The sequence below is a fragment of the Planctopirus hydrillae genome (assembly GCF_001707835.1).
GTDB classification, from domain to species: Bacteria; Planctomycetota; Planctomycetia; order Planctomycetales; family Planctomycetaceae; genus Planctopirus; species Planctopirus hydrillae.
In genome coordinates, this window is sequence record NZ_LYDR01000137.1 from 45,911 (window position 1) to 63,171 (window position 17,261).

The following is a 17,261-nucleotide window of genomic DNA, read 5'->3' on the forward strand; positions in this document are numbered from 1 at the left end:
CTGCCAGTGCGTCCTGAGTGTTAAACTGTTATGAGGCGTTACTTGTGGAGTGGAGTGGGTGTGATCTGAGTTGTCCGGATGGAACTGGATGATTCACTCACCATTCGCCCGCTGACTGTTGTGGAAGAGTTCCCATCGACGGGCATAACTCTCGGTTGTGCAGGACTGGGGCTTGAATCCTGGATTTTTAGAGGTTCGATGATTTTGTCGATTGAGATGGGGCTGGTGGGCAAGTTGGCGATGCGCCAGCGGGCCTGAGCATTCTGATAGGCTGTTTGGGTGAGTCGTACAAACTCCTGGCGATGGCCCTCGCTGATCCCATCCATCTTTTTGCTCAGGGATTCGACCCAGGAGGGTTGCCTTTCCATCATCTGAGACATCATGTGAACGAACAGCGTGATCTGCCGAAAATTTCGATCTGCAATCGAATGGCTCACGGGAGAAATGACTCTGGCGACGGCATCAACCATATGCTGTGGAAACTCGACGAAGACATCTCCGCGATGTGTGCAGATCACCCGGCCATCTGGTTGAGTGGCGAAAGAGGCCTGAAATCTCATGACTGAGCGGGCAGTGATGGGTCGGACGACTGCCGGGCTCTTGAACTGACCATCGCAGATGATCAGTGTGTCTTCGGGATCGCGATAGAGAACTTCGACATTTCCGATCGAACCGTCACCGGCATCGGCATGGTAGATCCCCGTGGCTGTTTCCTTGAGTTGGAATTTGGAGATATCCATGGCTCTCCAGGTGCTGACGGCAATATCCGGATGCTGCATAAAGAAGCGATAAGCGTCGGCGTCCACTTCAAACTGGAGAGTTGGAAGTCGGCGATATAACGTCACCGATTGCAAAAGGCTATTCAGCTTCTTCTGCTGTTCGGCTGTCAGTCGATGCATCGGCAAATCGGCCATCGCCTCTTTGCGCAATTGAGAAGTCGAAGAACCTGGCTTGAGCTGATGGATTCCGATCTCTTCGAAATATTCCAGCTCGCTGTTCTTTTGAAATTGAGTCTGCACAACGCCCGCATCATCTGCAGGAATCTCATCGGCAGTCAAAGGTTTTGCATCATGCAACAGCAGCATAGTGCTCAGCATGGCCAAGCAGCATCCCACGCCGAGATCTCTCATCCGGCGGCCCCCCTTCAGAATTTCTGGTGGGGGAAAAGTGATCGCGTCGATCGCACCTGAAGTGGGCCAAGGCCCATTGCTCTGCCGGTGCGCGAGAGCACTCACTGGCCATAAATGCCAGTGAAGTCAGCTCCGATGCCTGAATCACTTCCCCCCGTAGCTCATGGACAGGCTCCGATTCCCGTCACATTCGCTACAGCAGGAGAAATCGGCAAAGTCGAAGAGAGTCATTCACAGAAAAGGAGACACACTTCACATTTGGTTGAGTGCGTAAGATGGGTTGTCTTTGCCTGTGACGCTGAGATTTCCCGATGCGGATTTTTTGCGGGCAAGATTGTGCGACCAGCGCGAACAAAGTCTGTGATTTGCGATCTTCGGTCAGGCGTCGGGAATAGCAGTCAAAAATGGTTTGTCTTGCCTGAAGGACGTCGGGCTAGAGATCGATTATGGTAGGTGTGATCTCTCGACAATAGATGCTGGACGTGAGGTACAAAATGAATGCGGACGAATGGGATTTCCGGAAATGAATCCCGTAGTGTTTCTGGAAAGATCAGCGCAGTCGTTTTCAAGTCGCGATTAAGTTTCTGTCGTTCGCATCGATGTCGAATTCCCAGGGAGTATGGCCGTGCAGGAAGTGTTGCAGCAGATCTGGGTTCACGTTCAGGACAATCTCGTCAAGATTCTCATCGGGTTGATTTTTGTCGGAGTCGGGTGGTGGTTTGGCCAGCGTCGAGCACGGCATGACTGGAAGCGTCAGGAGTTTTTCGACCGTTTGAATTTTTCACTCAACTGGATCGAAGACGGCAAGCTGGTTTATCGAACGCTGGCTGAGAAGCGTTGCGAAGAAGTCTTTCTGAATGCAACGGCGGCTGAGGAAATTCGGGCAGCCGCCAAGGCGACCACTCCGGAAAACTCGGTCTTGCCTCTTCCTAAAGAGCATTACTGGAACTACCTCAATGCCGTTCTGAATGAACTTTCGGAGCGGTTTGCTGAAGGAAATCTTCGCCGGGAAATGGGGTTACCCACGCGTACCATTCCCTATGTCGTGTGCCTGACTTGTGAATGTGCCGGCGAACTGCGAACTCGCAAGATCCGGGTCATGATCATTCGAGAGCAGGTGCTGGGAACGCTCAATGGAACAGAGGCGATCGTTCCTGAGAATTCTCGCGGTGGCACTCGACTGGCGACTCTCAGGCAATTGGCGAATCGGTACAAAACTCATCCTCATGAGTTTCTGCCTGTCGAGATTTCGCTGCCACAATGACGCCCAAAGTGAAGAGATGAATCACGGCACACGTCAGATTTCAGTTCATGGAAGTGAGCTGCTAAATTCGCATCTTTCTCGAACTCTGCCAGTCCTCAGAATGCGGCAAATCCTGTAAAGAAGGAAACCCAGCTTAGTTTGCGGGGGTTGGCTCAGTGTGATCAGGAATGATCGCCTGAGGCTCTTCGCTTGTTGCCGGTGATTTGCGGGGTGCTGGCGCCATAATGGCTGCCACCAGCAGGATGAGCGCACCGGCGGTGATCGCCATATCGGCAATGTTGAAGATTCCGCTGCGCAGGGAACCCCAGCCGATATTCAAGAAATCGATCACGTGGCCATTCTCGAGACGAATCCGGTCAATCTGATTCCCAATACCGCCGGCAAAGATCAGCCAGCAGGCAAAGAAGTTCAAGAGCGATAATCGCTTGATGCAAGGCAGGATCGCCAGTGCTAACAGACCCACGCCATTCAGGCCGATGAATAAGGCCGTCCTCATTTCACTGGAGAGATTTCCACCCAGGCCAAGAAATCCGCCCGGGTTGTAGGCGAATTGCATGCGGAAGATGCCACCGAGAAAGACCCAGGCCTCTTCTCCTTTGAGGACTTCGACTGCCCAGAGTTTTGTCCATTGATCAGCAATGAGAATGGTCAGGCAGAGAATGAAAGCCGCAGTCCAGCGTGAAGTCAGAATTTTCGGCATGACGTTCATTCCGTAGGAAGCTGGAGCGGCGATGGACTCTTTAAGGTTCGTCGTGGCAATTGATCTTGTCAGGCAGCATGCGGGCGAGTTGCCTGACTGGCAGTGGTTAACACTTCGTTGGCCAATCCGAGGTAATCTTCAGCTCCTGTGCATTTGGGAGCGTAGTCAAAAATGGATTGTCCAAAGCTCGGTGCTTCCGCCAGTTTAATGTTTCGACGAATACGAGACGAGAAGATTCTGGCCTGTGCCCAGGGAGACTGTGGATCGCTCTCTTCGAGAAAGCGAGTCAGGTCGTCGGTGATATCCGCCGCGAGTCGAGTCCCTGTCTCATACAGGCAAAGCACAATTCCGGCGACTTTGAGCTGCCGATTCAAACGGCGCTTCACCAGAGCCGTTGTTTCAAACAACTTCGAAAGCCCCTGCAAGGCAAAGAAGTGAGGCTGAAGAGGTATAAAAACCTCGGTCGCTGCAGTGAGCGCATTGATCGTGAGAACTGTCAGTGAAGGGGGGCAATCCATGACGATATAGTCAAACGCCCCTTGATCCTCACAGGCCAGTATGGCATCTCGCAAGATGATTTCGCGATTCTGTGCGTCGACAAGCTCCAGTTCAGCCGCTGCAAGATCGAGATTCGCCGGGGCCAGCCAGAGATTTTCACAAGCGAGTTGCTGAACTTCAGTCAGCTTTTTACGGCCGGTAAAGACCTGATAAATCGTGGGTACCTGGCCATAGGCTTCGACACCCAGATGAATCGAAGCATGGCCTTGAGGGTCGAGATCAATCAGGAGAACCTTTTGCCCGGCACGAGCCAGGCCCGCAGCCAGGTTGACACTTGTGGTCGTCTTGCCGACGCCACCTTTCTGATTCATCACTGCAATCCGGCGCATTTTTGTTTCCGTCCCTGGAAGCTGTTTAAGCGCAAACACACTGTAAGCCAGATGTTAGCCAATCGATCCCAAATCGCAAAGATGAACTGCGGAGACTCTTTTGAATTTCCTGTGGGTCGCTCCCTGCCGATTTTTCAAGTGTTTTTCGGCCTCACAAGGCCTTGATTGTCACAGGAATGGCCTTAAAGGCTGGCGTTTTGCTGCGCGGATCGAGACTGCGTGGGACAAGGATATTGGCCTCCGGGTAGTACATCATGACATTCCCGGGGCGAATATTTTTGAAGGCCCTCGTGCGAAAACCCACCATCTCGCCCGCGGCACTTTTCACGACCACTCGCTGGTCGTCGAACAGGCCAGCCAACTGAAGATCTTCAGGGTGCATGAGAATCACATCACGCCGGTCGATGTTGCGATAGAGGTCGTAATCTTCGTAAACCACGGTATTGAATTGGCCTTCACTGCGGATTGTCATCAGCCGGAATTCACCGGGTGCCCCAATCAGAGAAGGAAGCTCGTGACATTTGATCTGTGCGCGGCCGCTGGGTGTCGGAAAAGTGGGCGTGTGAAAAGTGCGGCCAGGAATCTGAAATTCCTGTTTTGTTTCGCCAATCGTGGCGAGGGACTCGAGACCAGGCACAACTTTCGCCAGAGATTCACGGATCTTCTGGGCGCTTTTCATTTCGTTCCAGTCGATCGGGCCCGACCTCTGCAGAACTCTTTGGGCGATCTCGGCAATCACATGAATTTCAGAAAGTGGGCCGGTGTGTCGAGGTAATCCACCATCGCTCAGTCGCATGTAATTGAACATCGATTCCTGAGTCGTGGGTTCAGGTTCTTCATCGCGTGCCAGGACAGGCAGAATGATCGTTTCCTGAGCAAGACCATGGGCATGTCCGGTGTTGAGTGTGGTGCTCAGATAAACGATCTGATCGAGTTTCGAGAGTGCTTTCGCAGCGTAAGCGGCATCGGGATTTGACCCAAAGAGATTACCCCCCAGGCAGAACCCAAACTTGAGTTCTCTATTGAGCGAGCCATCCATGCAGGCCATCGTGTCCCGCCCGGGAGTTTTGGGGAGAGCAACATGAAAGGTCGATTGGAGTCGTTCAAAAATGACCTCTTTGAGTTTGGGTGTGACACCGACTGTCCCCATGCCTTGAATATTGGAATGTCCGCGGATGGGCATCAGGCCGGCGTGGGGTCTGCCCACCATGCCGCGCATGAGGGCCAGATTGGCAATGGCCTCCACGTTTTCCACCCCATGGGCATGGTGAGTGATGCCCATGGTCCATGCGAAAACAGTGTTCTTGGATCTGGCATATCGTCTGGCGATGGCGTTGATTTCATCAATACCAACCCCCGATTTTTCGCAGATTTCGCTCCAGTGAATCGATTCGAGATGTTGCTTCCATTCGCTCCAGCCATCGCAGGCAGTGGTGAGAAATGCAGGATCGTGCTGGCCCAGTTCCAGGATTTTTTTGGCAATCCCCGTGAGTAGAGCGAGGTCTCCGCCAATTTGTGGCTGAACATACAGCGAAGCGATTCTGGTACCGAACAGCAGGCTCCAGGGATCACTGGGGACACTGAAGTTGACCAGCCCGGTTTCAACGACCGGATTAATGACGATCACTTCGCCGCCACGGCGGCGAATGTGCTTGAGTGTCGACATCAACCGCGGATGATTGCTGGCCGGGTTGCCACCGATGAGAAAAATACAGTCGGCATGTTCGACATCTTCCAGCGTCAGGGTGGCTGTTCCCGTGCCGAGTACGCTGGTCAGACCCACTCCACTGGCCTGGTGGCAATAAAAGCTGCAGTTGTTGATGTTATTTGTGCCGTAAATGCGAGCAAAGAGTTGGAGCAGGAAACCCGCTTCGTTCGAACTGCGACCACTGAAGTACCAGAAGGTTTCATCGGGTTGAACCGATTTCAGCCGTGCAGCAATTCTGGCAAATGCATCGTCCCAACTGATGGGGCGATAATGGCTGTTGCCTGCTTCATGGATCACAGGTTCGACGAGTCGGCCGCAGTATTCCAACTCTCGCGGCGAGAGGGATTTCAGTTGACCAATACTGTATTTCTGCCAGAACTCGGAACGAATGCCGGCTTGAAGGTCTGATGCCATGGCCTGAAGAGATTTTTTGCAGACCTCCGGGAACGAGCCGGCTTCGTTGACCATGCCCCCCTTCTGGCCGCCCATGCCCAATGCACAGGTTTTGCAGGCATTTTTGGATCTCATCGCCTGCCACATCTTCCAGAATCCACCCATTTCCCGGGCTTTGCGAAGAGTGTAGAGCACTGCCGGCCAGCCGCCTCCCGTGGTGATTTTTCGCATGATGTTGTTTCTTCAATGGGGCTCAATCGGATTCGTTATTAAGAGTAAACGACCCGTTTTCTCAGGGAAAGAGCGTACTCGTCCCGGGGAAAATCATCATACTGAAAAATCAACAGCATGCTGCGTCACTGATTCTTCAGCGCCGTGCTGATCTTGAGAGCCGTCCAGTGGAGTAAAATCGAGGCTTTGAAGAGCATTACGAGAATAAGGTGAAGTCCAGAATCATTCCCAATTGAAGCGAACCTGTGTTCGTCGAGATTGTCCAAGGCGGCACTGTGATTGTGCATCGTGATCGGCAATGTGCAGAAAATGGGCGAATACCTCAGGTAAAAAGTCGATGACCATAAAGATTGTCTACGTGTTTTCAAAGTTTGCTGAAGAAAAGAGTTTGTGATGGATCATCCACTATCCAGGGAGCAGGACGAGCAGGAAGCGGGCGCTGTGTTGCGCGTGACGAATCGCCTGCTCATTCCCCGTTCTGAGTTTCGCTGGACATATAGCCGCAGCTCAGGCCCGGGCGGTCAGAATGTCAATAAAGTGAATTCCAAAGCCACGATGCACTGGCCGGCGATGATATCGAAGTCACTCCCTGTGGAGCTTCGAATGAGGCTGCGTCACGAGTTTGGGAATCGCTTAAACAATGAAGGCGAACTTGTCATTGCCAGCGATGAACACCGGGATCAGAAGCAGAACATCCTGGCATGTGAGCAGCGATTAGTGCAGATTCTCAGAACAATCTCGATTCCACAGAAGGTTCGTCGCCCAACAAAACCTTCGAAGGCCTCTAATGCCCGCCGCTTACAGGAAAAAAAGCACCGCGCCAACATTCGCAACAGCCGGCGGATCGATCCTCAATAACGAACCGACCGCCGGCAATGAGCAATCTTTGAGGCTGGAGACCGGAAGATTTAGAATTCGCTGAGCACTTCGCTCCCGGCTCGCGTAGCGAGGCCTCGCCAGATTTGCAGATCGATATTTTCACTGACGAATCGTGCCGAACCATCGCACAAGAGAATGTGGACTCCACCCGTGTGCATGCTCCGGGCTGTGCTCCAACCAGTGGCGCCTTGCGAATTGATGCAGTCAGGCGAGTTGCTGTTGGGAGAATAGAAGTGATTATACAGAGCTCGTCCCAGGCGACCGTCAAGCCACCGCAAGCCACGTTGACCAACAGCCGTGGCTGTGGAAGTCGAACAAACCGTCGCATCTGGTTCAGAACCCCCGCCCGTCCAGGTCAAAAACTGGCGGTCTGGGTCAGTGAATGTTGCGGTTCCATCCCCGAGCAGTGATTCGCTCCAGGCCACGGTGTTCGTGCTACCGTCGAGAATGTCGCTGATCTTTATGCCCCGGTTCTGAGTGTACATACCATTGCCACAACCAATCCAGGTCGGCAAAAGTGTTGTCCCGGGACAGCCACTGGTACCTATCGCTGACCCCACACAGGCGACGTAATTTGTGACCCCGAGGGTCTCATTCGGAATGTTTCCTCGATCCGACGGGCAAATGAATACCGGAAGAGTGACACGTGCTGCCGTATCGTTTTGTGTCGCGGTGGGGGTAAATCCGTAGTTGATCGATGGAAAGACATTGGATTGATCGAGGTATGGCAATAGCTGCGAATGGGGAGAGAAAGCTCGTGAGGGAGTCAGTAAACCCGGCGGGAAGCAGTTGAGTGACGAGTGGTAATTGTGCAGGCCCAACCCAATCTGTTTCAGATTGTTTTTGCATTGCGTTCTTCGCGCTGCTTCGCGGGCTTGCTGCACGGCGGGCAGGAGTAACGCAATCAGAATGGCAATAATCGCAATCACGACGAGCAGTTCGATCAGCGTAAACCCAGAGCGAATGCCTGACTCAGAATTTTTTGCAGATGACCTATCCATTGTGGCACCCTCAGTACTCGACAATAATGACAAATTGAAGTGGTGTAGTTATTGTGGTGCTGTTGCACTTTAATTGCAAGTGGTTCGCTTGTGGTTAAGTGTGTTCATTGCGGAAGCTTGTGTAAGAATTCGTTACAACCTTTACGGAATTGGGATCTACCAAGATGGTGACCGAGGTTTCTGCAGCACGTTTACAGCGCAGTATTTTGATGCTGGCATGTTGCTGTCTGCTGCAAAATCATCTCCATGTTTTCGCCCAGGAGAGCGGCATCACCACCACTGACGCTGTGATCCATCTTCGCGATCTGACCTCCCGCAGAGAGGTGGAAATCAAAAGTCGGCAGGAGGCCTTCCGAACAGTTGTTCAAGGTGGTGTGATCAATTTGCTGCCGCTTTTGCAGCAAATTGACAAGCTGCTAGTGTCTGAGACACCTGTTCGAGACAGAATGGGAGACGACACTGCCAGCGTTCAAATTCAGTGGCTGAAAAGTGCTGGTGATGAAATTCTTACCAACGCTCTTCGGCAGGGCATCAAGTTTTCTGTTGATGATCCCGCATCGGTTGCCGGCACAGTGGTTGGCTTCATGCTGGATTCCAACCGATCTGCCGATGCTCGAAAGATTGCTCAGGAATGGTGTGAGCTGATTCAGCCGGACAGTACACGACAGTTGCTTAAGGGGAGGTTCTCCGATCCCTGCTTCTCTGAGTTAGCAACAGAACTGGCACTGGAGGAGGCTTCACATCTGGAGAAGGAAGGGAAGGTTACTCAAGCGACAGAATTGCTACTGGATGCGTGGAACTCGAACACCAATCCTGAGGCTATTCAGACGCTCGCCAAGCGGCTTGGTGAATATGGTCATCCTCAGAAAACCCATCAGAAACTGGGTATGATCACTCAATGGAGTGTTCTGGGGCCGTTCCCACAGGATGGTTCCATGGGGTTATCCAGTCGTCAACAACCAATTGAATCTCCCAGTCTCGGCCAGAAGTATCCGGTGGGTGACCGCGGTGAAATCTCCTGGCAGAATGCTTTTCAGAAAGACGGTGAGAATTTTCTCGACATCAAAAAGACCTGTGGCGATGTCGATGATTCAGTGGCCTGGCTTCACGCCGTAATAGAAGTCCCTCGTGAGGCCATTCCAGCCGATCAAAAGACGTTGCCCGCCACAATTCTGGCAGGTGCTGACGACACAATTGAAGTCTGGCTGAATGAGAAAAAAGTCATCGATGCCAGCTGGTTTTTTCAGCGACCGAGGTTGGATAAACATCGCGCTTTCGTTGAGCTTTCGCCAGGAACCAATGAGTTGATTCTGAGGGTTTGTGAAGCAAAAAAACCACCCGGCCCACCAGCCGGTGGTCCACAGCGGTGGCAGGTTGGCTTGCGGGTAGTTGGCCGGGATGGAAAGCCATTGAGTTTCCCGCTTCCACAAGCCAGGTAGCTCGCGACGGATTCCATCGATAGCAGATGTGTCGATTCCGTTATTTCTTGATTCCTTGATTGAATGGAATGTGACGTGTTGCGTCGATTGATTCTCGTAATTCTGATCGCCTGTCATTTTTTGATTTCTGTCGAGCGGGGGCTGACGTCTGAGACGACAGGCTGGCGGCAGATTGATGGCAATCCCGTCACAAATACTGTTCTGGAGATTGAGGGACTCGAGGAAGCGCAGGCTGTTCGCTGGAAAGTCGAGTTGCCTGGCGAGGGAGCCAGTACGCCGGTGATTGTCGGAGATGTGGCCTACCTGACGTATTCATTTGGTGAGCAGCATCGGACATTGTGTACCACTGCATTTGATCTGAAATCGGGGCAGAGATTATGGGAAAGGCGAATGCTGGGAGCACCGACACCAGTCTTCGAACAGTTCCCTCCCTTGCGTGGCCACGCACAACCCAGTGTCGTGATTGCTCAAGGGGTTGTCGTTTCCTTTTTTTCAACAGGAAATGTCGCGGCTTACACGGTTGATGGTGAGCCATTATGGTTTCGTGACCTTCAGAAAAGTTACGGTCTGATCGACAATGATTATGGCCTGGCGGGATCCCCGATCGTGGTTCAGGATCGAGTCATCCTGCAAGTCGATCAGGCTCAGGGAAGTTATTTGATTGCTCTCAATCTGAATTCAGGAGAGACCGTTTGGAGAACTCTGAGGGCCGATGTCAGTGATAACTGGTCGACTCCAGTCGCCACTCCTGAGGATTCTGGTAGTGAGCCTGTGATTATCTGTAGTGGGACACATCGACTGGCTGGTTTCTCACTTCGAACGGGGGACAGGCTCTGGGTGGTGGATGGCTTGGAGCGACTGTGCTGCCCGATCCCCATGCTCCATCAAGGCAAGCTCGTGGTAACCTCTGGCCCGGGCGGGAACACACGCTGTTATCGCTTTCCAGAAGGATATTCGAAGGCCCCCGTGGTTGATTGGTCGACCACCAAAGGAGCTGGTTTTGTACCGTCAGGGATCTGTTCGAATGGCCTTTTCTTCTATGCCAATGATCAGGGGATATTAACAGCCCTGGATCTGGAGAACGGCAAAGAGGTATGGACTCGCAGGCTCGAAGGACGTTTTCGCGGATCGCCAGTGGCAGATCAGCATCATGTCGTTTTTGCCAATATCGATGGCAAATCCTGGATTGTTCGCAATGATCGTCAGGGAGAGGTCGTCAAAGAGATCAACTGGGATACGGCGATTGCATCGAGCCTGCAGATCTACCGCAGCGGTTTATTGATTCGAACTGCAGATTCTCTGATGTTGATCAACGCCAGGACGGGTTCCAACTGAGTTCGATAGGAACTCTATTTCTCGATGGGCTTCAAACATCTTATCAGTGGAAGTTAATCAGTGGAGACCATTGTTCATCGGCAGTGGCTTTATGGGGTTGCCGAGCTGAAAGTTCGCTGGAGTTCTTCGAGGGAGGTTTTGCCTTCAACCACCAGTCGCAGACCATCTTTCTGGAGCGTCTGCATTCCCTCTTTTCGCATCTGGGCCTTGATGGCATCGGCAGTAGGAGACTGCTTGATGACTTCTTTCATCTCGTCAGTCCCTTCGAGCATTTCGAGCATGGCAACCCGGCCGTAGTAGCCGATACCGCCACATTTGCCGCAAGGCTCCCCTTCCTGCCCGGTCTTTTCATCCACGGGAGCTTCCCCCTTTTTGTAAAGCACTTTAGTTTCAGGAGGGAGGCCGACTTTTGCCAGGAGCTTAGGGTTAGGGCGGAAAGCTTCTTTGCATTCTTCGCACAATTGCCGGATGAGTTTAGAGCTGATGACCAGTTGGATGGCATCGGCCACCTTGGCTGCATCACCCACCCATGCACAAAGCTGTGCCACGGCTGAAGCAGCATCTTTGGCAGGCATTTCGGCAATGAGCGTCAAGGCATCACAGTTATCAACTAATGTCTTGGCGTAGTCGGCATCTTTGATGGGATCGACAAACAGGACATCCGCCTCGGCCCGTTGGACGCGAGCGATTGTCTGTACGATCGAATCCCCTTCCTGGACTTCGAATTTCGTGCAATTAATGATTTCACGAGAACCAAGATTCGCAACGGACATGCAAGAGTACATGTACATGTCGATGCCGCGAATGGCAGCAAACGTCGTGGTTGTCACACCGCTGCCGGGAGGGCCGGCAATAATCACGAGACCCTTGCGATGTGGCGTTTTTTCGCGAATCTTCTGGCGAACAATACCAGGGAACCCGAGTTCGTCGAGCGTATTGAGTTTGGCTTTCAAGTCGCGAAATCGAAGTGTCAGCCTTTCAACACCTTCAGCCTGTGGGGTGGTTTCCACAGAGATTTCCCAAGGATGACCCTCGTAGTCGCTTTTCAGGCCGCCTTGCTGTGCTGTGGCTTTATTTTTGGGGTCGAGCCCAGCCAGCAGTTTCATAATCTGAGTAATGGCAACAGCCTGTGGCCTGGGCATGCGTGAGCCGGCGTAAACGACTCCGTCCACCGAAAGTGTCGATTGCGCCCGCTCCCCTTTGATATCGATCCGCACCATCTCGGCTCGGCGCGACAGCGCATCGGTCACGAATTCTTTGGCGGGAATCAAACCAATCTGGGCCAGCTTGGCATTAGCTTGCAGATCGGCTGATTTTCCATTGAGGGCCCCCTGAAATGAGACCAGTTCAATTTCTTCGTCTTCGTCATGATCTTCACCCCCACCCTGGTCTGCGGGCTTTTTACCGAACATGCCGAAAATCATGGACGATCCTTTGCCAAACACGCAATCAAAAGCACGTATGTCAGAAGCTGGCAGCCAGAACGGGAGGGGCTGTTACCAAATCATTCTAAACGACAGGGGTAACCAATCACACGCTCATTTATCATCGAGAATTTTCATCATGCAAACTTCTCGAAGTCTTCGAGAGCTCTATGACAGCAAGCCGTAGGTCTTGAGAGTCTGGACAAGCTTGGCTTCTTCGGCTGGGCCGAGGGGTGTCATCGGCAGCCGGAGTTCGCCCGTATCACGTCCCAGCAACTTCATGGCAGCCTTGATGGGGATGGGATTGGTTGCCAGCCCCAGCAGGTCGCGACACAACGTAAAGAGCTTGAAGTGCATCGCCTGGGCTTCAGCAATTTTGCCAGCCTTCCAGGCAGCCACCAGTTTGAGCATGTCCTGCGGGACGATGTTCCCGACGACCGATACAATGCCGCTGCCCCCCATCGAGAGAAGGGGTAAAGTCAGGCTGTCGTCTCCAGAGAGAACTGTGAGATTTGTTTCGGCAAGGAGTCGCGAAGCCTGATCCATCGACCCTGTCGCTTCCTTGATAGCCACAATCGACGGGATTTCCGCCATGCGGGCAATCGTTTCCGGCTCCATATTCTTTGCGGTTCGGCCGGGAATATTATACAGAATAATGGGAATATCGACGGCTGTGGCGACGGCTTCAAAATGACGGAAAAAGCCTTCACCAGTAGGCTTGTTGTAATAAGGGGCGACCATCATCGCACCGTCAGCACCGACAGACTTGGCGAACTTTGTGAGCTGGATCGCTTCCTGTGTGCTGTTCGAACCAGTACCCGCCATAACGCGAATGCGTCCAGCCGCATGTTCGCAGGTGAGAGCAATCACACGCTCGTGCTCTTCATGCGTCAAAGTGGGGCTTTCGCCAGTCGTACCCACCGGGCAAATGCAGTTGGTGCCCGCTTCAATCTGAAAATCAATGATCTTCTTCAGAGCCGCCTCATCCAGACGATCATTTCGAAACGGAGTCACGATCGCGACGGTCAAACCTGCAAACTGTTCGCCTTTGCGAGGCATTTTCAACAATCCTCAAGGAAGCCTGATACTCGTGGGCAATTGCCCCTTGATGGCGGGTATCAGTAGTTCAAAAACCAGAAAATCTCGATTCAGGGAATCGTATCGGAATACTGTTCAGGTCTGTCACAAAACTTGCCTGGGTCAGTCAGGCAATGACCGGTTCATTCCCGGGTCTCGTCCATTCGAAATTACGAATTGACGGTACGGTTACGCCAATCGATCTCCGACATTTCTGCAAGTGCCAGCATCAACGCATGAGTCCCATTGCGGCCAAAGCCTTTGGCTTTCACTGAAAGATAGAATTGTTCGGCAAGTGCCAGGCCAGGTAAGGAAAGACCCATCCGGCGGGATTCTGCCAGGGCAATTCCCATGTCCTTAATGAAATGTTCTACGAAAAATCCCGGGTCGAAGTTATTCGCAATCATGCGTGGGCCCAGATTCGAAAGCGACCAGCTTCCGGCTGCACCTGGCCCGACCGATTGCATCACAGTGTTCAGATCCAGACCGGCTTTATAACCATATAACAAGGCCTCGCAGACACCGATCATCCCTGTGCTGATCAGAATCTGATTGACCATTTTTGTATGTTGCCCAGACCCCGGTCCTCCCTGATGCACAATCGTTTTCCCCATGACGGAAAACAATGGCTGCAAGGCGTTGACCACTTCCGCTTCCCCCCCCACCATGATGGAAAGGGCTGCATTCTTTGCACCGATATCTCCACCCGAAACAGGAGCGTCGACCGCATGGACATGCTTTGCTTTGGCTGCCTGATAGATCTCGACGGCGAGAGAAGGTTCGCTGGTCGTCATATCGACAAGGACGGTGTTAGCCGCTGCCCCGGCGAGAGCACCTTTGGTCCCCAGTGTGACTTCCCGGACATCCGACGGAAAACCGACAATTGAAAAGACGACGTCGGAATTGGTGGCGACTTCCGCAGGTGTGGCGGCCCACTGAGCACCTCGCGAAATGAGATCGGTCGCCTTCTCTGGACTGCGGGTGTAAATTGTGGCGCTATAGCCGGCATTCATGAGGTGGCCGACCATGCTGCGACCCATGACCCCAGTGCCGATCCAGCCAATACGTGTCTTTCCGGGAGCAAACTCAAGCACTGTAAACCTCATTCCTCAGTCGTGAATTTCTGGACGAGCATCAACTGGCGATTTTTAGTTCATGATAATCTTTTACAGTGTGGCAGTGTACCGTTCGTTCTTCTCACCGTCATCAGTCCGCCCGGGGATATCCAGGTCAAATGCATCATTCCAGCGGTTCTTTACGGACTTCAGTCAAGAAAATTGCTGAAGGACCGTCATTCAGATCAGCCGAATTGGAGGTGAAAGTGGCGAAGGGACAACTTTTCGCCAAGTTTCTTCAGCCAATTCCCGATGTCAAAAGCAGGGGGAGATTTTGCCGTCATGATGACCGGCGAAATCTGCCGCTCGAATGTGGTCTGGAATCGGGCTGTTAGCCCTTGCGGAGATGGATTTCCGATGGGAATGCTCAGTCCCGAACTTATGCTCGCCATTGAACAGGCGGCCCACGAAATGTTGATGTGGGTGGGCTTTGGCACGCTGGTTGGGCTATGCGGCAAAGCCATCATGCCCGGGAAAGATCCCGGCGGTGCCGTGGGGACAGTTTGTATCGGGATTTCCGGGAGTGTGATTGGCTGCGGATCGTTACTGTTGTGGGATTCGTCCTTGCGAATCTCGCCTATCAGTATTAGTGGATTTATAGCCGCTACTGCTGGAGCTTTCGCCCTCCTCTTGTTCTACCGGATTCTGTCGAACTCGTACTTCATTGTGGAAGCGGTCGATGGAGGAGATCTCAACAGTGGTGAGCGGGTGACTTACCGTCGCCGACGCCGAACAGCCGCTTAGTTTGAACTTCCCCCAACATTTTCGCTCATGAGCGATTTGGTGACTGGGGTGCATCTTGGCAGACTTTCAAGTAGATTTTCACGAAGTACTGTGAAGAGTTTATTTGAAAAGTATCTTGCGTGACTGAGTCCATGACCTCTTTTTCGTCGCATTTCCTAGCCAATGGTCAACCCGGGCCCCAGTGGCTGTCTGGCCAGGCCGACGATACATCGCCAAGCTGCAGGCAGGACGTGTTTCGAGTTCAATATCAACTGAACTGTCCGACAGAATCGGCAGAAGCTGTTGCCAGAGATATTGCCCTCGAACAGACGGTTGAGGTTCCAGAATCATTGATCACGGACGAAGTGATCTGGCAGAACTTCGCTGGCCAGGTGGTCTCTGTTCGCTCGGTCTCAGAGCATGTCCAGGTCGCAACGATTGAGTACCACGCTCATCTGGCGAGTGGACACCTGGCTCAGTTGATGAACCTGTTGTTTGGAAATGTCAGTCTGAAACCCGGAGTTCGATTGTTAGATGTCGAGTTTCCGGAATCTTTTCTCAGTGGATTGGCCGGGCCTAAACTTGGGATTGAAGGTCTTCGATCAGCCTGCGGAGTGTGGGAACGTCCTCTGCTGGCGACCGCCATCAAGCCAAAGGGATCGTCTGTCTCGCAATTGGCAAAGATCGCGGGAGAGTTTGCGGCTGGGGGCGGTGATCTCGTCAAGGATGATCACAATCTCGTAGAGAGCACGTTCGACGCCTTCAGAGCCCGTGTCGAAGCCTGCCAGCAAGCGGTGCTTTCGAAGACTCCACGAGGACAAAAGTGCCTTTACTTCCCCAATCTTTCCGGGCCTCTGCGCGATCTGGAACGGCAGGCAGCGTTTTGCGTAGAATCCGGCATTCGGGGTGTCCTTGTGGCGCCTATGATTGCCGGTCTCGAAACCATCCGCCATCTGTCGGAATCTTTTCCTTTGGCAATTCTGGCCCATCCGACAATGTCGGGTTCGTTCCTGCAGGAAGGGCAGGGTCTTTCGCATGCGTTCTGGCTATCGACCATGATGCGTTTGTGCGGTTGTGATGGAACAGTTTTCCCCAATGCGGGAGGAAGATTTTCCTTCTCACAAGCGGATTGTCTGTCGATCGCAGACGCGGCACGAAAACCTCTCGGACGATTGAAAAGTTGCTTCCCGGCACCGGCAGGAGGCATGTCGTATGCATCGCTTCCAGGAATGGCTCGCGACTACGGCCCGGACACGATCTTTCTGGTCGGAGGCGGATTGCTCGGTTACTCAGAAAATCTTGCCGACAGCACGGCGGCATTTCGCTCCAGAATCGAAGAGCTGTTTCTCACTAATCGAGCTTCTCAGAATTCTGATCCGGATCCTCGTGGCGAATATGTTTCTTCGTGTGAACTGCCAGCAGCGCATCCATCAGGATCTCAGAATTCCGGCATCGACAAGTATGCTCAAGGAAATGAAAAGTCAGGAATTTCGTCTTCCGATTCTGCCAATTCGATCGTGACTCAACTGCTCAAGTTTCTTCCCGGTTATCGATGGGAAAAACGCGAAGTTTCGGTTTACAAACCCAATGCAGGTCTGCCATTTGCGCATGTGGATCGACAGGAACTGATTGGGAAGTTTGGAGAGTCAACAGCATTTGATGTGCGATACTTCGAACTGGCACCCGGTGGCTATTCGAGTCGTGAAAAGCATTTCCATACGCATGTCGTGATTCCCGTTCGCGGCCAGGGTCAACTCGAGTGCCAGGGACAGATCTTTCCTTTGCATCACCTGGATATTGCTTACGTTCCGCCACTGGCTGTGCATCAATTGTCGAATCCAACCAGTGAACCATTTGGTTTTCTGTGCATTGTTGATCATGATCGTGATGCACCGATGGCCCCTTGACCGGGCTCGGTTCCGCTTGCGGATTGAACGTCTTATTGCCTGTTGGAA

14 protein-coding genes are annotated in these 17,261 nt (G+C 52.7%); 6 read left to right on the top strand and 8 right to left on the bottom strand.

The features are described from left to right. Positions 1–38 precede the first annotated feature (38 nt). Entirely contained in the window at positions 39–1,097 is a 1,059-nt protein-coding gene (locus A6X21_RS16800) for a hypothetical protein (RefSeq protein ID WP_240490299.1), read from the bottom strand. A 658-nt stretch (positions 1,098–1,755) separates the two neighbouring features. Between A6X21_RS16800 and A6X21_RS16805 the strand changes: the two genes are divergently transcribed. Continuing rightward, complete coding sequence (locus A6X21_RS16805; protein ID WP_131818399.1) at positions 1,756–2,394, top strand: hypothetical protein; 639 nt, start codon at positions 1,756–1,758, stop codon at positions 2,392–2,394. Between the two features lie 133 nt (positions 2,395–2,527). Here the strand turns inward: A6X21_RS16805 and A6X21_RS16810 are convergent, their stop codons facing one another. The 3 genes from A6X21_RS16810 to A6X21_RS16820 all read right to left on the bottom strand — a co-directional run bounded on the left by A6X21_RS16810 (position 2,528) and on the right by A6X21_RS16820 (position 6,313). Beyond that, entirely contained in the window at positions 2,528–3,094 is a 567-nt protein-coding gene (locus A6X21_RS16810) for a signal peptidase II (protein WP_068850072.1), read from the bottom strand. Between the two features lie 68 nt (positions 3,095–3,162). Then, positions 3,163–3,981 (bottom strand): ParA family protein, encoded by an 819-nt coding sequence (locus A6X21_RS16815; RefSeq protein WP_068850075.1) that lies wholly within the window; start codon positions 3,979–3,981, stop codon positions 3,163–3,165. Positions 3,982–4,132: 151 nt separating this feature from the next. Continuing rightward, positions 4,133–6,313, bottom strand: a complete 2,181-nt coding sequence (locus A6X21_RS16820) for an FdhF/YdeP family oxidoreductase (RefSeq protein WP_068850078.1) — start codon at positions 6,311–6,313, stop codon at positions 4,133–4,135. A 393-nt stretch (positions 6,314–6,706) separates the two neighbouring features. Between A6X21_RS16820 and arfB the strand changes: the two genes are divergently transcribed. Next, positions 6,707–7,171 carry an alternative ribosome rescue aminoacyl-tRNA hydrolase ArfB gene (gene arfB / locus A6X21_RS16825; protein ID WP_083233682.1) on the top strand — a complete coding sequence of 155 codons (465 nt, stop codon included), beginning with the start codon at positions 6,707–6,709 and terminating at the stop codon, positions 7,169–7,171. A 50-nt stretch (positions 7,172–7,221) separates the two neighbouring features. Here arfB and A6X21_RS16830 read toward each other — a convergent pair whose 3' ends face one another. Continuing rightward, positions 7,222–8,193, bottom strand: coding sequence for a DUF1559 domain-containing protein (locus A6X21_RS16830; protein ID WP_068850087.1), 972 nt, complete (start codon positions 8,191–8,193; stop codon positions 7,222–7,224). A 164-nt stretch (positions 8,194–8,357) separates the two neighbouring features. Between A6X21_RS16830 and A6X21_RS16835 the strand changes: the two genes are divergently transcribed. Further along, entirely contained in the window at positions 8,358–9,632 is a 1,275-nt protein-coding gene (locus A6X21_RS16835) for a hypothetical protein (protein ID WP_068850090.1), read from the top strand. 75 nt (positions 9,633–9,707) lie between these two features. Next, positions 9,708–10,967 (top strand): outer membrane protein assembly factor BamB family protein, encoded by a 1,260-nt coding sequence (locus A6X21_RS16840; RefSeq protein ID WP_068850093.1) that lies wholly within the window; start codon positions 9,708–9,710, stop codon positions 10,965–10,967. An 89-nt stretch (positions 10,968–11,056) separates the two neighbouring features. Here A6X21_RS16840 and A6X21_RS16845 read toward each other — a convergent pair whose 3' ends face one another. The 3 genes from A6X21_RS16845 to A6X21_RS16855 all read right to left on the bottom strand — a co-directional run bounded on the left by A6X21_RS16845 (position 11,057) and on the right by A6X21_RS16855 (position 14,562). Beyond that, entirely contained in the window at positions 11,057–12,391 is a 1,335-nt protein-coding gene (locus A6X21_RS16845) for an ATPase, T2SS/T4P/T4SS family (protein WP_068850095.1), read from the bottom strand. A 168-nt stretch (positions 12,392–12,559) separates the two neighbouring features. Beyond that, complete coding sequence (dapA, locus tag A6X21_RS16850) at positions 12,560–13,450, bottom strand: 4-hydroxy-tetrahydrodipicolinate synthase (protein WP_068850098.1); 891 nt, start codon at positions 13,448–13,450, stop codon at positions 12,560–12,562. Between the two features lie 188 nt (positions 13,451–13,638). Then, on the bottom strand, positions 13,639–14,562 hold the full coding sequence (locus A6X21_RS16855) for an NAD(P)-dependent oxidoreductase (protein ID WP_240490301.1): 924 nt from the start codon (positions 14,560–14,562) through the stop codon (positions 13,639–13,641). A gap of 303 nt (positions 14,563–14,865) precedes the next feature. Here A6X21_RS16855 and A6X21_RS16865 point away from each other — a divergent pair, with 303 nt between their 5' ends. Next, positions 14,866–15,327 carry a GlsB/YeaQ/YmgE family stress response membrane protein gene (locus A6X21_RS16865; protein ID WP_240490302.1) on the top strand — a complete coding sequence of 154 codons (462 nt, stop codon included), beginning with the start codon at positions 14,866–14,868 and terminating at the stop codon, positions 15,325–15,327. A gap of 230 nt (positions 15,328–15,557) precedes the next feature. Continuing rightward, on the top strand, positions 15,558–17,213 hold the full coding sequence (locus tag A6X21_RS16870; RefSeq protein ID WP_165603832.1) for a RuBisCO large subunit C-terminal-like domain-containing protein: 1,656 nt from the start codon (positions 15,558–15,560) through the stop codon (positions 17,211–17,213). Positions 17,214–17,261 lie beyond the last annotated feature (48 nt).

Bases quoted from the DNA above. Each gene is read 5' to 3' on its own strand.
- A6X21_RS16820 (WP_068850078.1), bottom strand. From the start codon at position 6,313: ATGCGAAAAATCACCACGGGAGGCGGCTGGCCGGCAGTGCTCTACACT.
- A6X21_RS16800 (WP_240490299.1), bottom strand. From the start codon at position 1,097: ATGCTGAGCACTATGCTGCTGTTGCATGATGCAAAACCTTTGACTGCC.
- A6X21_RS16810 (WP_068850072.1), bottom strand. From the start codon at position 3,094: ATGCCGAAAATTCTGACTTCACGCTGGACTGCGGCTTTCATTCTCTGC.
- dapA (WP_068850098.1), bottom strand. From the start codon at position 13,450: ATGCCTCGCAAAGGCGAACAGTTTGCAGGTTTGACCGTCGCGATCGTG.
- A6X21_RS16845 (WP_068850095.1), bottom strand. From the start codon at position 12,391: ATGATTTTCGGCATGTTCGGTAAAAAGCCCGCAGACCAGGGTGGGGGT.
- arfB (WP_083233682.1), top strand. From the start codon at position 6,707: ATGGATCATCCACTATCCAGGGAGCAGGACGAGCAGGAAGCGGGCGCT.
- A6X21_RS16865 (WP_240490302.1), top strand. From the start codon at position 14,866: ATGATGACCGGCGAAATCTGCCGCTCGAATGTGGTCTGGAATCGGGCT.
- A6X21_RS16830 (WP_068850087.1), bottom strand. From the start codon at position 8,193: ATGGATAGGTCATCTGCAAAAAATTCTGAGTCAGGCATTCGCTCTGGG.
- A6X21_RS16835 (WP_068850090.1), top strand. From the start codon at position 8,358: ATGGTGACCGAGGTTTCTGCAGCACGTTTACAGCGCAGTATTTTGATG.
- A6X21_RS16815 (WP_068850075.1), bottom strand. From the start codon at position 3,981: ATGCGCCGGATTGCAGTGATGAATCAGAAAGGTGGCGTCGGCAAGACG.